Annotated in this window: 10 protein-coding genes; 6 read left to right on the plus strand and 4 right to left on the minus strand. The window is 63.4% G+C overall.

The features are described 5' to 3' along the window. Positions 1 to 8 precede the first annotated feature (8 nt). The gene (locus tag IPF85_RS05330) at positions 9 to 1,571 is read right to left on the minus strand and encodes a glycosyltransferase (protein ID WP_343407033.1); all 1,563 of its coding nucleotides are present in this window, start codon (positions 1,569 to 1,571) and stop codon (positions 9 to 11) included. A gap of 207 nt (positions 1,572 to 1,778) precedes the next feature. Continuing rightward, complete coding sequence (locus IPF85_RS05335; RefSeq protein ID WP_343407034.1) at positions 1,779 to 2,219, minus strand: DUF3054 domain-containing protein; 441 nt, start codon at positions 2,217 to 2,219, stop codon at positions 1,779 to 1,781. A gap of 210 nt (positions 2,220 to 2,429) precedes the next feature. Between IPF85_RS05335 and IPF85_RS05340 the strand changes: the two genes are divergently transcribed. From IPF85_RS05340 to IPF85_RS05350, 3 genes are all read left to right on the plus strand, one after another. After that, positions 2,430 to 7,094, plus strand: coding sequence for a DEAD/DEAH box helicase (locus IPF85_RS05340; protein WP_343407035.1), 4,665 nt, complete (start codon positions 2,430 to 2,432; stop codon positions 7,092 to 7,094). A gap of 16 nt (positions 7,095 to 7,110) precedes the next feature. After that, a complete protein-coding gene (locus tag IPF85_RS05345) occupies positions 7,111 to 8,526 on the plus strand; it encodes a sensor histidine kinase (protein WP_343407036.1) in 1,416 nt (471 codons plus the stop codon). A gap of 64 nt (positions 8,527 to 8,590) precedes the next feature. Beyond that, positions 8,591 to 9,250 carry a response regulator transcription factor gene (locus IPF85_RS05350; protein ID WP_343407037.1) on the plus strand — a complete coding sequence of 220 codons (660 nt, stop codon included), beginning with the start codon at positions 8,591 to 8,593 and terminating at the stop codon, positions 9,248 to 9,250. 70 nt (positions 9,251 to 9,320) lie between these two features. Here IPF85_RS05350 and IPF85_RS05355 read toward each other — a convergent pair whose 3' ends face one another. After that, positions 9,321 to 9,662: a hypothetical protein gene (locus tag IPF85_RS05355; protein ID WP_343407038.1), complete on the minus strand. Its 342-nt coding sequence runs from the start codon at positions 9,660 to 9,662 to the stop codon at positions 9,321 to 9,323. A gap of 31 nt (positions 9,663 to 9,693) precedes the next feature. Continuing rightward, complete coding sequence (locus IPF85_RS05360; protein WP_343407039.1) at positions 9,694 to 10,224, minus strand: hypothetical protein; 531 nt, start codon at positions 10,222 to 10,224, stop codon at positions 9,694 to 9,696. Between the two features lie 338 nt (positions 10,225 to 10,562). Between IPF85_RS05360 and IPF85_RS05365 the strand changes: the two genes are divergently transcribed. Genes IPF85_RS05365 through IPF85_RS05375 form a run of 3 tightly spaced genes read left to right on the plus strand, consistent with a single transcriptional unit; the run spans position 10,563 to position 14,397 of the window. Continuing rightward, complete coding sequence (locus tag IPF85_RS05365; RefSeq protein WP_343407040.1) at positions 10,563 to 11,702, plus strand: ABC transporter permease; 1,140 nt, start codon at positions 10,563 to 10,565, stop codon at positions 11,700 to 11,702. A gap of 49 nt (positions 11,703 to 11,751) precedes the next feature. Continuing rightward, entirely contained in the window at positions 11,752 to 12,804 is a 1,053-nt protein-coding gene (locus IPF85_RS05370; protein ID WP_343407041.1) for an ABC transporter permease, read from the plus strand. A gap of 12 nt (positions 12,805 to 12,816) precedes the next feature. Next, positions 12,817 to 14,397, plus strand: coding sequence for an ABC transporter ATP-binding protein (locus tag IPF85_RS05375; RefSeq protein ID WP_343407042.1), 1,581 nt, complete (start codon positions 12,817 to 12,819; stop codon positions 14,395 to 14,397). The last annotated feature ends 383 nt before the right edge of the window (positions 14,398 to 14,780 follow it).

The raw sequence follows: 14,780 nt of genomic DNA on the forward strand, positions 1-14,780 counted from the left end.
GCGGTGAGTCAATCGGCGTGCCAGGCGTGGTGGACAAGCGGGCGCCGCGGCCGACGATGAATGCGGCCAGCCTGCCATATCCCCACGGCCGCGGTGCTGCCAAAGGCCAATGCGTACAACGCCAGGAAGGGCGCCGCGCCCAGGTTGTGGCGTAGCACGGCCACGACGACGGCCGTCAGCGCGTAGAGTGCCAGCACGATCTCACCCACGGTCGTCCAGTCGAGATGCAGCGCGTAGGCGCTGTCTGTCCACGCATCGGCCTGCTGCTTGACATGAAATTTGGGCGTGCGCTGAAAAGCGCCGCCGCGACCGGTCAGCCCTTCGATGGCGGCCTGCGTGCAGTTGAGCGTCAGGCCGATGCCCAACAGCATCAAGCCGGGAAAATAGGCGAAGCGACGTAACCAGCCCCCGGACTGATCGGCGTAGAGATGACGCTGCGCCAGGGCGAAGAGCAGCGGCGGCCCCAGGCTGGCTAACCCGAACAACCCCAGCGTGGCCTGCGTGGTCTGACCCAGCCACAGCATCGGCAGCGACAAGAGCAGCACCAGCAGCATCAGGGGATGCACCAGGTAGCCGCTCAAATGCAGCAGACCCAGCAGCCGTATTTTGTAGGAAAGCGAGGCCGGCTGTCCGCCGGGCGCGGTGAGGCTGGCGCCTTGCGCCACGCGCCGCCCCAACTTGCGCAGTGTCTGCACGGAGCCTTTGGCCCAGCGGAACTGTTGGCGCTTGAAGGCCAGCAGTTGCGGCGGCAGCTCCGCGGGCACGGCAATGTCGGGCCGATAGACCCCGCGCCAGCCCAACAACTGGGCGCGGTAGCTCAGATCCAGGTCTTCGCACAGGGTATCGGCCTGCCAACCGCCGGCCGCCTCGATGCAGGCGCGCCGCCAGATGCCGGCCGTGCCGTTGAAGCTGATGAACGCGCCGAGCTGTTGCCGCGCCGTTTGCTCGATGACGAAGTGACCGTCCAGCGCCAGCGCCTGCGCGCCCGTCAGGCCCGAATAAGTGGCGTTGAGATGCGCCCAGCGCGTTTGCACAAAGCCCAGGTGAGGATCGGCCAGCAGGAAGGGCAGCGTTCGTTTGAGAAAATCGGGGGTTGGCACAAAGTCGGCGTCGAAGATGGCGACAAAATCAGCCTCAGTCTGCTCCAGGCCCGCGGCCAGGGCGCCGGCCTTGTAACCGCGGCGATCGTCGCGGTGCAGATATTTCACCTGCAGCCCGCGAGCCTGCAGGCGGCGCACCTCGGTCTGCAACAGAGACGTTGTGTCGTCGGTCGAGTCGTCCAGCACCTGGATGTGCAGCGCGTGATGCGGGTAGTCCAGGCTGGCCACGGCCGCCAGCAGCCGGCGCCCGACATGCCGTTCATTGAAGATCGGCAGTTGCACCGTCACCGTCGGCCACGAAGCCGGGGCGGCGGGGGTTGGTTGCGTCCGCGCACGGCGCCCAAAAACCAGGCTGAAGAACAGCGCTTGCAGGCTGTAGAGCGACAGCCACACCACGGCGACCGTGTACAGCACCGTGAGTCCGCGCACAAGAAAAACGGTCATGATGTCAATCAAACGAACCTCGGACAAGAATAGACCTTATCTGGAATAAGCCGAGTTGTAGTCCGAGCCACAACCAGTAGTTTCTCTTGACGATTTGACTACTGCATGTAGTGGCGCGCCGTTATTCCCGATAAGGTCTAATAAGTGCGACGCACAACTCATGCGTCGCACCCGGATGCAAAATTTGGATTCAGATAGCGAGACACGACCCCGTTGGTGGCGCCTCTGTTGACGTCACGCGAGACGCGAGCGGTTCCACCAGGCAAACAACGTGCGCCAGCCCACGAGCATCGGCGCCACCATGCCGAACGTGACCAGGGCAAAGGTGGGAATGATCTCCCGCTGCAGCCAGGCCGAGCGGATGTAAAGGCCCAGGACACAGGCCGCAATCCAGGCAATCAGCGTTTGCATAGCCATGGGCAGCGGCTGCGTCAACAGGCCGGGCCGGTAAGCGCCCAGCAGCGGGGCCACCGCCAACCAGGCCACCAGGAACGGCGCCGCGGTCTCTACAATCGCCAGCAGCGGCAGCGGTTCTGCATGGGTGGCGCGTCCCCACGCCGCAAATAACAAGAACATCAAAACATCGCCCACAACCAGCGCAACCAGCAGGCTTCTCGCCGGCGCCGTCGCCGTCGCGCCCACCTTCGCTTGTCGTTCAACCGCCGCCTGTTTCACAGATTCCCCTTCACCCTTCCTCATTCAGCATTCACCCTTCCCTTCATCCTTCACCCTTCACCCTTCACCCTTCACCCTTCATCCTTCATCATGTTACCACAGGCGTAGTCAAAACTCAAACCGGTGCAGTTCTGATGTTTTTCAGTCAGACGCCGATTTCAAGCGGCTGTGCTATAATGACAGCCTCATTTTCTCACGCGGAGTAGTGTCATGTCCGATCTGTGGACTCCATTCGCCCTGCCGGTTCGCACCTGGTTTCGTGAAACCTTCGCTGAACCGACTTCGCCGCAGGCGGCGGCCTGGCCCGCGATCCAGGCTGGCGAGCACACCCTGATCCTGGCGCCCACCGGTTCCGGCAAGACGCTGGCCGCGTTCCTGTGGGGCATCAACCAGATTGGGACCCATCTGGCGCCGCCTGGCCCCGGCGATGAACTGAACCGCCCGCGCCTGCCGGATGGCGTGCAACTGCTCTACATCTCGCCGCTCAAAGCCCTGAACAACGACATCGAGCGCAACCTGCACGCGCCGCTGACCGGCATCCGCGCGGTGGCCCAACGGATGGGCGTGCCCTGGCCTGAGATTCGCGTCGCGGTGCGCACCGGCGACACTTCCACGCACGCCCGCGCGCTGATGGTCCGGCGGCCGCCGCACATCCTCATCACCACGCCCGAATCGCTCTACCTGCTGTTGAGCAGCCCTCGCGCCCGCGACATCCTGCGCAGCGTGCGTGCGCTGATCGTGGACGAGATTCATACCCTGTGCGGTAACAAACGCGGCGCGCATTTGGCCCTCAGCCTGGAACGACTGCAGCACCTGGCCGGCCATCCCATCCAGCGCATCGGACTGTCCGCAACGATCAAGCCCCTGGCCGAGGTCGCGCGCTTCCTGGGCGGGCAGGTGGAGACCGCGGACCCGGCCGCGCCCGCGGACAGCTACACGCCGCGGCCCGTCACCGTGGTTGATACTGGCTACCGCAAGGCGCTCGATCTCGCGGTCATCACCCCCGTGGCGGAGTTTCGCGCCATGCCCGGCGATTCGGTCTGGCCGTCGGTCATTCCCCAGGTGCTGCAAGATATCTTGCGCCACCGCAGCACCCTGATCTTCTGCAACAACCGCCGCCTGGCCGAGCGCACGGCCGACCGTCTCAACGCGCAGATCGAAGCCGAAATGTCCGAGGAGATTCCGCCCGGCAGCTCGGAGGGGCTGGCGCCCGGCGGGTTGATGCGCGATCGCGGCCTGTTTGCCATCGGCGCGCAAGGCCCCATCCGCGCGCACCACGGCAGCATGTCCAAAGAGGCCCGCCGCGAGATGGAAGAGGCGCTCAAAGCCGGCCGCCTGCCCGCGCTGGTCGGCACCAGTTCCCTGGAGTTGGGCATTGACATCGGCGCGGTGGATTTGGTGGTGCAGTTGCAGTCGCCCAAGAGCGTCAGCCAGGCTCTGCAGCGGGTGGGTCGCGCCGGGCACCTGGTCGGCCAGACCAGCAAAGGACGCATCTACGCCACCTTCCGCGAGGACATCGTCGAGGCCGCGGCCGTGGTGCGCGGCATGTTGGATGGCGATGTGGAGCCGACGCGCACGCCGTCGAATCCGCTGGATGTACTGGCGCAGCAGATCGTGGCCCTGGTGGCGCTGGAGGATTGGGACACCGCCGCGCTGCTGGCCCTGCTGCGCCGCGCCTACCCCTTTGCCAACCTGAGCCGCCACGCGTTCGAGGCCGTGCTCGACATGCTCTCCGGCGGTTTTGCCCAAAGCGCTGGCCCCACCGTCCTACGCGCGCGCTTGGCCTGGGACCGCGTCAACCAACGCCTGCTGGCCCTGCCCGGCGCTCGTTTGCTGGCGGTTTCCAACGCGGGCACCATCTCCGACCGCGGCGCGTTCAGCGTCTACCTGGCCGATGGCAAGACCCGGATTGGCGAATTGGACGAGGAGTTCGTCTTCGAGAGCCGCCCTGGCGATGCCTTCCTGCTGGGCAGCCAGACTTGGCGCGTCCTGAGCATCGAGGACGATCGTATCGTCGTGGGCGAAGCGGCCGGCGCGATGCCGCGCATGCCCTTCTGGCGCGGGGACTATCCCTGGCGCCCCTACGAACTGGGACTGCGCATCGGCCAACTGCGCCGCAGCGTGGCCGAACGCCTGGCCGCCGACAGTGCGCAGCCCGACGCCATCGAGCAGTGGCTGCGCACCGAGTTCTGCCTGGACGCCAACTCGGCGCGCATCCTGCTGGACAGCGTGCGCCGTCAATTGGAAAGCGCCGGCGTCATCGCCAGCGATCGCACCGTGGTGGTCGAAACCTTCAGCGATGCCATCGGCGATCAACGCATGGTCATCCACACGCCCTTTGGTGGGCGCATCAACGGCGCGTGGGCGCTGGCCCTCAGCAGTGCCCTGGCCGACCATCTGCGCATCACCATCGAGGTGCAGGCCAACGATGACGGCATCCTCTTCCGCTTTCCTGCGGCTCTGCAGGCCCCGCTGCCCTCGTTGGTGGCCCTGGTGCGCATGAGCGCCGATGAAGCGCGACGCCGTATCGTCGCCGAACTGCCCAATTCCGCGGTCTTCGGCGCGCATTTCCGTATGAACGCGGCCCGCGCCATGCTGTTACCCAAGGCGCTGGGGCGCAAGCGCACCCCCTTCTGGCTGCAACGCCTCAAAGCCCGCGATCTCCTGGCGGCCACGCGCCAACTGCCCGATTTTCCCATCGTCATCGAAACCTACCGCGAGTGCCTGCAAGATGTTTTCGACATGCCGCACCTGGAAGAACTGCTGACCGCGATCGCGGACGGGACCATCGAAGTCGTCGCCATCGAATCAGTGGCGCCCTCGCCCGTCGCGGCCGGCCTGCTCTTCAACTTCATCAGCGTCTACATGTACGAATGGGACGCGCCTAAAGCTGAACGCCAGTTGCAGGCGCTGGCCTGGCGCAGCGACTTGCTCGACGATCTCCTGCAGAGCAGCGAGATTGCGCGCCTGCTCAAACCCCAGGCCATCGCCGCGGTCACCAGCCAGGCGCAGCACACCGCGCCCGGCTTTCAAGCGCGCACGGTCGAGGAACTGGCGGTCTACCTGCAGCAGGTGGGCGATTTGACCACGGGCGAAGCGGCCGACCGCGCCACGGGTGATGCCACGGCCTGGCTGGCGCAGTTGGCTGGCCAGGATCGCATCGTTGAAACCCATTTGCCCACTGCGCACGGATCAGAACTGCGCTGGATTGCGCAGGAGTTGTTGGCCGAATACCGCGCCGCGCCGGCGCGTGATGGCGACGCCGAAGAAACGGCCGCCGCCTTCCCTGGCGCGGCCGCCATCCTGCGCCGCCTGCTGCGCCACAGTGGCCCCATCAGCCGCGCTGACATCCTGGCCCGCTACGCCTTCGACTCTGCCTGGCTGGATGACGAACTCGCCCGCCTCATCGCGGGCCGCGACATCGTGCAGGCAAATTTCAGTGAGCCGGGCGCTGAGGCCAACTTGCCCGCCGTCTTGCAGGTGCTCGACCGCCACAATCTGGCCTCGATGCACCGGCGCACATTGACCCTGCTGCGCCAGGAGGTGCAGCCGGTGTCGCTGGCCGTCTTCAGCGACTTTCTCCTGCGTTGGCAACACGTCCAGCCGTCCACACGCCTGGTTGGCGCGGCCGGTCTGCGCACCGTGATGCAGCAGTTGCAGGGCTATGCGGCGCCGACTGTGGCCTGGACGCGCGACATCCTGCCGGCCCGCGTGGCCGATTTTGATCCAGATGATCTGAATGCGCTATGTCAGAGCGGCGCCTGGGCCTGGGTGCTGGCCGGACAGGAGGCGCGACGGGCACGCGCGCGCTTCGTTCCACGCGGCGATGGCCGGCTCTTGCTGGCGCCGGCGGACGACCCCGCGGCGAGCGAGTCAACCGCCGCGGTCTACGCTTTTCTGAAGAACGAAGGCGCATCCTTCCTGGCCGATATTCAGAGCGGGCTGGGCCTGGCAGCCACGGCTGTGCAAGGCGCGCTGGTTGAACTGGCGCTGGCCGGCCTGGTGACGAATGACACCCTGGCCGCGCTGCATGTGCTGCAACAGTTCAGCGTGCCCGGCGCGGCCCCATCTGCCCCCGTCAGCGCGCTGGAGGCGGAGTTGGCCGCACGCCTGGGGCCGCGTCCCGTCATGCTGGGTCAGCGGCCCGGCGTTGGCGCCCTGCGCCGGGCGCGTCAGCAGGTGGAACAACGCCTGCGCCGTGAGGAAGATGCCTCCGCCTGGCCGGGCCGCTGGGTGATCGTGCAGCGGGCCGCGCTGCTCGGCCCACCGCTGACCGATGAAGCCCGCGCCGAACGCCTGACGCGCCTGGTGCTGGCGCGCGAGGGCGTCATCCTGCGCGAACGGCTGGAGCGACCGGAGGCGGCCGGCGTCTGGGCGCTCATCTACCCGGTGCTGCAGCGCCTGGAACTGCGCGGGGAGGTGCGCCGCGGCTACTTCGTCAGCGGCCTGGCGGGCATCCAATATGCGCAGCCAGACGCGGTCGAAATGCTGCGCGCGGCCGCGGCGACGCCTGACGAGGCATTGATCGTGATCAGCGCCAGCGACCCGGCCAATGTGTGGAGCGGTGAAACGGGCGACGAGGCCTGGCGGATTGCGCAACTGCCTTCGACTCACCTGGTGTTGAGCGGCGGTCGCCCTGTGCTGGCGGCCGAGGACAGCGGCGAGCGTCTGCGCCCGGCCGCGGACGTTGACCCGGAACTTGTGCGCCGCGCGATCGCCGCGTATTTGGCGCGGCCCTTTGCCCCGCGGCGGCTGCAGGTCAACCTGTGGGACGGCGCGCCGATTCTGGGCAGCGCGGGGCAGCCCATTTTGCAGGCGCTTGGCTTTCAGCGTTTGCCCGCGGGTATGGAGTGGTGGGCCGGGCGCGTGCCCTGAGATCGCTGAACAAATTATGATCGAATTTATTCGCACGTTCTTTCGGGCCAATCAGATCATCATTCTGTCCATCTACGGACAGGTGTTTTTTGTGTTGGGGCTGGCCATCGCCCTGCAATCGTGGCGCCACAGTCGCCTGCGCCTGGCGCGTAGTCTCAACTGGTTGGCCGCGTTTGGAATAACCCATGCGTTGGTGGAATGGGGAGACGTGTTCATCCCCATCCAGGCCGGCTACCTGTCGGCGCCCATCGTCGAATTGCTGCACAGTGTTCATGTCATTCTCCTGGCGTTCTCCTTTGTTTGTCTCTTTCAGTTTGGCGCCGAAGCGCTGCGCCCCTTGCCGGGACGCCGGCGTTGGTTACGCGCCGTGCCCGCCATCGCCTTCGGGCTGTGGCTGCTGTGGAACTGGGGGCCTGGGCCGCTGTTGACGCCGGATATCCGGTCGTGGTTCAACCTGGCCAACATCCTGGCCCGCTACGGCATTGGATTTCCGGCGGCCTTGCTGGCTGCATTCGGACTGTGGCGCCAGTCACGCGACATGGAAGCCAACCTGCACATGCCGCACCTGCAGCGCACCCTGCGCCTCGCGGCCCTGGCCCTCGTTGGCTACAGCGTGTTTGGCGGCTTGGTGACGCCGCGCGCCGATTTTCTGCTGGCTGCCTGGTTGAACACAGAACGCATGGAACAACTACTGATCGTTCCGGTTCCTCTCGTGCGCAGTCTGCTCGGCTTGATTCTCACTGTCTCGATTATCCGCTCCCTGGAAGTCTTTCGTGTCGAGCTTGACCGGCGTCTGAGCAGCATGGAAGAAGAGCAGGTGCTGACTACCGAACGTGAACGCATCGGCCGTGAACTGCACGACGGCACGCTGCAAACCATTTACGCGGCGGGGCTGCTGCTGCAAGCGGTTGAACGTGAGGTTACCCTGCATGACGGCGCGCCAACCGCGGCACACCTGCAGCAGAGTATGCAACTGCTCAACCAAGCCATCGCCGATATTCGCAGCTACATTGGCGCCTTGCGCAGCCAACCGACCGGTGTCAGCCTGGCGGCCGCCCTGCATGACCTGGCCGGCCATCACCACCTGCGTTCCCTGGGCGACCTGGAGGTCAAGCTGGATTTGCCGGATGAGCCACCCCTGGCGCCGGTGCATCTGGGGCACCTGCTGGCCATTGTCAATGAGGCGCTGAGCAATGTGGCCCGCCACGCACAGGCCACACGCGTGCAACTGAGCGCCGCGGTGGTTGAGCAACAACTGCATCTGCAAATCAGCGACAACGGACATGGCCTTTCACCTGATTACGTTGTGGGGTATGGTTTGCGCAACATGCAGGATCGCGCCCGCCTGCTTGGCGGCTCCATGCAGATCGAATCGCACGGTAAGGGCATGACCATTCGGGTGACAGTGCCCTGGGATGAACAGACAAGGTGACCGGGATGAACAGACAAGGTGACCGGGATGAACAGACAAGGCAAAAAAATAACAGGCGGGCAGCATGACACGTCACTTGCGCTTACTGTTGGTGGATGATCATCACATCGTGCGCTTAGGTTTGCGTGCCTTGCTCGGCGCGGAACCCGATCTGGAAGTCGTGGGTGAAGCCGGCGCCGCGGCGCAGGCGATTGAACTGGCCGAGCGCCTGCGCCCCGACATCATTCTGATGGATGTGCGCCTGCCCGATCAAAGCGGCATCAGCGCGTGCCAACGCATCCGGAGCCTGTGGCCGGAGATCCAGGTCCTGATTTTGACCTCATTCGCCGATGAGGCGCTGGTGCTCGAAGCCATCAATGCCGGCGCGGCGGGCTATGTGCTCAAACAAGTGGGGAGCGATGACCTGGTGCGGGCCGTGCGCGCCATTGGGCAAGGCGACGCGGTGCTGGACCCCACGATTACCCGGAAGGTGCTCAACCGCGTGCGGTTGGCCGAACGCGAGGCGCAGTTGACCGCCTTTCGCGACCTGTCCGAGCGTGAAGTGCAGGTGTTGGCGCAGCTAACCGAGGGCAAGACGAATGCTGAAATCGCGGCGGTGTTGATGCTGAGCGAGAAGACCGTGCGCAACCATGTCAGCGCGATCTTCGAGAAACTGGGGCTGACCAATCGCATCGAGGCGGCCACCTATGCGGTGCGTCACCACATCGAACGCTACACAAAATAAACCGTTTGGCCCGCTCGCGGATGGCGGACCAAACGGCAGATTATCCGGGGAGCCTTAGCGGTCGCTGGTGCTATTCACCTGCCAGCCCCTGGAAAATGGGCGGGAAGGTGAGCAGAAAACCGACGCCGATCAAAACGAGCGTGGTGGTGAAAATCCGCTGCCAGGCTGGATTCTTGTCCTTCCACATGTTGTTGAGGACAAACCATGAGATGAGCCAGACTGCCACACCGACGAGGGTCTTGCCCGTCAGCGGGCCGGCCGGATTGTACCAGTTCAGCGCGTTCTTCAGTCCGGCGCTCAATTCGGCGCCCGTGGTCAGGAGACCGATGACGAGATTACCAATACCGGCGGCGATCAAGGCCGCGGCTGCCGGACCATTCGGAACTTTGTTTGTCATTGCTTGCGTTGCCATGTGATTCACTCCCTATATTGTGAGTAGTTTTCTAAAGAATGGGGGCAGCCTTGGTAATCAGGGCGCCAAAGAGACCGGCGATCGCGGCGGCGATGAAGGCCAACATGAAAATCAGCATGACGAAGCGGCGCAGACGATCATCCTCGGCCAGTTGGGCGCCGTATTTCCAGACGATGAAGGCCACGGCGGTTGCCAGGATCGGTGCAAACCAGGCGACATGCTCCTTCCATTCCATGCCAAACCCATGCCAGGCCTTCAGGCTGTCGCTGGCCAGCAAGAAATAGCGTGGATAATCGGCCAGGTTAGCGCCCTCAGGCGGTTTGGCGCGATACCAGGGATAAACGACGAAGGTGCCGGTGATGACCGTGGCCCAGGCCACCAGCGCCATACCCCAGGCGCCCAGATCAAGGCGACGCATGCGCTCACGAATACCCTGCGCTGTCACCAGTTCTGGTCGCAAGCTGTACAGTCCGGCCATCCCGCCGGCAAACGCCAGTAGGAACAGACCACCCAACCCGATACCGTGGACCAAAGCCCACAACTCTCGACCCGTCAGAGACATAAGAAAGAATCCTCCATCCTCGATCATTCGGTAGGGGAATTTCTGGCTCAACGTACAGGGCAATTATCGTTGGCAGCCGATTCGTTTTCCAGGGGCAGATGACCCATTTTTCAGGGGACATAGACGCGATCCCGTCAAATGGCGCACGGCGTTGCGCTCGCAACAGGGTCAAGGGCGCGGCACATGTGGAGCACCTGTCTGCTACTTGGCTTGAATGACAGTTTTGGGATATAATGAATTCATTGTAATCCTGCCCCCTCGTGCTGATTCCTCCCATGAGCACGCCGCTTGCTGTTCTCATCTATTGTTCCAGATCATTCCGACCGGGAAGGAGCATTATGACCAGATCGAGTCCCTCCGTCTTCAATCCACGTCCTCTGCTGCGTGCATTGGCAATTCCTGCCCTTGCCCTTGTGTTAGCCCTGGCATTAGGCGCCATTCTCATGCTGTTGTTTGGCGACGATCCGCTCAAGGCCTACAAAGGCCTCTTCGATGGGGCTTTTGGGACCGGACGCGCCTGGGCCACCACGGTGCGCAAGATGACGCCCGCGATCCTGACCGGCCTCTCGGTGGCGGTCGCGTTCAAGGCCGGACTTTTCAACATCGGCGCCTCCGGCCAATTCATCATCGGCACCGTCTGCTCGGTCGCCATCGGCATCAACTTCCCCGACATGCCTGCGATCATCCATATCCCGCTGGCCCTGCTCGCCGGAATTGCGGGTGGCATGATTTGGGGCGCCATTCCCGGTCTGCTCAAAGTCTACACCGGCGCGCACGAGGTGATCACCACCATCATGCTCAACTACATCGCCAGCCTGTTCGCCAGCTGGACGGTGTACGCCGGCGGCACGCAAGGCCAGACGCCCGGCCCGCTGTGGGACCGCACGGCCGGCCCGATTTCTGAGACGGCCGATGTGGTGGCCAGCGCCCGAATTCCCTGGATCTTCGGCCCGCCCTACCGTGTACACTGGGGCGTACTGATTGCCATTTTGGCTGCCGTCTTCATCTGGTGGCTGCTCTACAAAACCACGATTGGCTTCGAGATTCGCACCGTAGGCGCCAACAGCAAGGCGGCGCGCTATGCCGGCATGCGTGTGGGTTGGACGGTGGTCCTCACGATCATGATCGCCGGCGGTCTGGCCGGGCTGGCCGGCGGCATCGAAACCCTGGGCCTCAATCACAAATTTGCTCCTGAATTTGGCGGGTCCGTCGGGTTCGACGGCATCACCGTGGCCCTGCTGGGGCAGACCCATCCCTTAGGTGTCGTCCTGGCCGCGTTCCTGTTTGGTGCGCTCGATGCCGGCGCGGCCAACATGCAATTTCAATCGGGCGTCGCGGCTGACATCATCCAGGTGATCCAGGGCCTCATCCTGGCCTTCGTGGCCGCACCCACGATCATCCGTTCCATCTTCCGCATCGGCAAGGCAGCCGATGAGGTCGAACAACGCAATCTCAGTTCCAGTTGGGGACGTTCCTAAGCGAGCCAAGAGCCAGCAAAACTGGTTCTTGCATGGATGGAGGAGACACATGTCCACGAATCGAATCTGGAAGACCACGTCCATCATCTCCATGGCACTAGCCGTGCTGCTCGTGGTGATGGTCATCCTGGTCAACACGACCGGACTAAAAAGTGCAACCTGGCTGCGCGTGCTATTTGGCATCAGCGCCCTCAACTTCACCCTGCGTGCGGCCGTTCCCCTGATCCTCGGCGCACTCAGCGGCATTCTGTGCGAACGATCGGGCATCATCAACATCGGCATCGAAGGCATGATGCTGGCCGGCGCCTTTGCCGCCTTTGTGGCCAAGGTCGCGACCAACCACTGGCCATTGCTGCTCAGCCTTCTCTTTGGCGTCCTGATCGCCCTGGCCGTGGGCGGGCTCATGGGCCTGCTGCATGCCACCCTGTCTACCCGTTTCAAGATGGACCAGATTATCTCCGGCACCGTCATGATTATTCTGGCTACCGGCTTTTCTTCGTATCTGTTCGACCGCAACGCGATTGCGGAGGGCAAGTTCTCTGCCGTACACATTCCGTTCCTGGCCGATATTCCTGTGATTGGGCCGGTGCTGTTCAAGAATCCACCGATTACGTTTCTGACCTTGATCCTGGTCTTCGTCGTTCACTACGCGCTTTTCTACACGCGCTGGGGTTTGCGCACACGCGCCGTGGGTGAGCATCCCCGTGCCGCGGACACCGTGGGCATCAACGTCAACCGCTACCGCTATGTCAACACCGTCATTGGCGGCATGTTGGCGGGCCTTGCGGGTGGGTTCCTGGTGCTGGAGGCCGTGGGCCAGTTTCAGGAAGGCATGACCGCCGGTCGCGGCTTCATCTCGCTGGCCGCCATGATCTTTGGCAACTGGAACCCCTTCGGCGCGCTGGGCGCAGCCATCCTGTTCGGCTATACTCAGGCCCTGCAAAACGAGCTGCTGTTGGCCGGCGTCACCACGGTCCCGCGCCAGTTTATCAGTATGTTGCCATACGTGGTCACCATCATCGCCGTATCTGGCTTTGTCGGCCGGGTGCGACCCCCCGCGGCCGAGGGCAAGGTCTACGAAACAGAAGGTGGGAAGGACTAAAGGGGGTGACGCATGGGCCAGAATTTTCAGAACCAAACACCGGTGCTGGAAGTACGCAACATTACCAAACGTTTCCGCGGGGTCGTCGCGAACAGCAATGTCAATCTGAAGCTCTACCAGGGCGAAATCCTGGGCCTGCTGGGCGAAAATGGCGCGGGCAAATCCACCCTGATGAACATCATCTACGGGCTGTACCACCCGACCGAAGGCGAAATCCTGGTCAACGGCAAGGCCGTGCGCATGAATACGCCCAAGGATGCCATCGCCCTGGGCATCGGCATGGTGCATCAGCACTTTCAGTTGGTGCCGGTGATGACGGTGGCTGAAAACATCATGCTCGGCAGCGAGACCACTAAGAACGGTTTCTTGGACACGCGCACCGTTGCCAAACGCATCCAGGAACTATCGGACCGCTACAACCTGTCGGTTGACCCCTACGCGCTGATCGAGGATTTGCCCGTGGGCATTCGCCAGCGCGTGGAAATCGTCAAGGCGCTCTACCGCAACGCCAGCATCCTGATCCTGGATGAGCCGACCGCCGTGCTCACCCCGCAGGAGATCGAGGGCCTCTTCCAGGTGATGGAACTTCTGCGCCAACAGGGCAAATCCATCGTCTTCATCACCCACAAGCTCAAGGAAGTCCTGCGCATCACCGACCGCATTGCGGTGTTACGCGGCGGCAAGACGGTGGGTGAAGCCGATCCCAAAACGGCCACACAGTCCAGCCTGGCCACCATGATGGTCGGGCGCGAGGTGATCCTGGTGGTGAATAAGAAGCCTGCGACCCCCCAACAGGTGGTCCTCAACCTGCAGCAGGTATCGGCGACCAGTGACACCGGCGGCGCCGGGCTGCACAAGGTCTCGTTCGATGTCCGTGCCGGTGAAATCATGGGCGTCGCGGGCGTACAGGGCAACGGTCAGACCGAACTGGTCGAGGTCGTCACTGGCCTGCGCTCGGTAACGGGCGGCAAGATCCAGATTGGCGGCAGCGACATGACCAATGCCAGCCCGCGGCGCGTCACTGAAGATGGGCACAGTTGTCATATTCCCGAAGACCGCCATGCGTACGGCATGGTCGAGTCCTACAGCGTTGCCGACAACATGGTGCTCAACACCTATTACAAGGCGCCCTTTGCCCGCGGCATCAACGTGCAGCCGCAGGCCATTCGTGAAAACGCCGAAGCGCTGGTCAAGAAATTTGATGTGCGCACGCCCTCCGTCGAAAAGGCGGGCGGCGGCCTCTCCGGCGGCAATCAACAGAAGATGGTAGTCGCACGCGAATTCAGCCGCCCCATCAATCTGCTGATTGCCGCACAGCCCACGCGTGGCATTGACGTGGGTTCCATCGAGTTCATCCACAATCAGATTGTGGCCAAGCGCGACGAAGGCGTGGCCGTGCTGCTGGTCAGTGCGGAACTGGACGAGATCATGGCGCTATCGGATCGCATCGCCGTGATGTACAAGGGCGAGATGATTGACATCGTACCACGGGAGAAAGCCACACGCGAGGGCCTGGGTTTACTGATGGCGGGCGTCCACCCGGAGGGAGAAGTCGCAGGCGCCGCTTCCCCAGTGGCACAGGCGCAAGCATGAGGCGCCGTGCCGGGGGCGCGTAGTTGCCTGAGTCGCCTTGCCCTGGTATCGCACATGCGCTATAATCAGGGAGCTGCGGGCAAGCGCCTGGTGGTACCTTCTCAATGATCCAGGGAGACGGCGGTCGCAGACCGCCTACGAGCCTGTTCAAAGGGGATCTGTGACCCCCATCGCCTCCCGCTTCTTGAGAAGATACTCATGAGTTGTTTTACGGGCCGGCGCCAGGGCAGGCATCACTGCCAGCACAAGAAAGAAGATTAGAAAAGAAGATTAGAAAGGAGGAGTTAGAAAGAAGGAGTTAGAAAGAAGGATTGCCCCAGACGCGATCAAGGTTCAAACGGGGACGGCCATGCGCAATGTCCATCATGCAGAGCCGCCCTCTC

It is taken from the genome of Candidatus Amarolinea dominans (assembly GCF_016704685.1).
Lineage (GTDB): Bacteria > Chloroflexota > Anaerolineae > SSC4 > Amarolineaceae > Amarolinea > Amarolinea dominans.

Coding starts and splice junctions, on each gene's coding strand:
- IPF85_RS05375 (WP_343407042.1), top strand. CDS start 12,817: ATGGGCCAGAATTTTCAGAACCAAACACCGGTGCTGGAAGTACGCAAC.
- IPF85_RS05355 (WP_343407038.1), bottom strand. CDS start 9,662: ATGGCAACGCAAGCAATGACAAACAAAGTTCCGAATGGTCCGGCAGCC.
- IPF85_RS05360 (WP_343407039.1), bottom strand. CDS start 10,224: ATGTCTCTGACGGGTCGAGAGTTGTGGGCTTTGGTCCACGGTATCGGG.
- IPF85_RS05350 (WP_343407037.1), top strand. CDS start 8,591: ATGACACGTCACTTGCGCTTACTGTTGGTGGATGATCATCACATCGTG.
- IPF85_RS05370 (WP_343407041.1), top strand. CDS start 11,752: ATGTCCACGAATCGAATCTGGAAGACCACGTCCATCATCTCCATGGCA.
- IPF85_RS05340 (WP_343407035.1), top strand. CDS start 2,430: ATGTCCGATCTGTGGACTCCATTCGCCCTGCCGGTTCGCACCTGGTTT.
- IPF85_RS05345 (WP_343407036.1), top strand. CDS start 7,111: ATGATCGAATTTATTCGCACGTTCTTTCGGGCCAATCAGATCATCATT.
- IPF85_RS05365 (WP_343407040.1), top strand. CDS start 10,563: ATGACCAGATCGAGTCCCTCCGTCTTCAATCCACGTCCTCTGCTGCGT.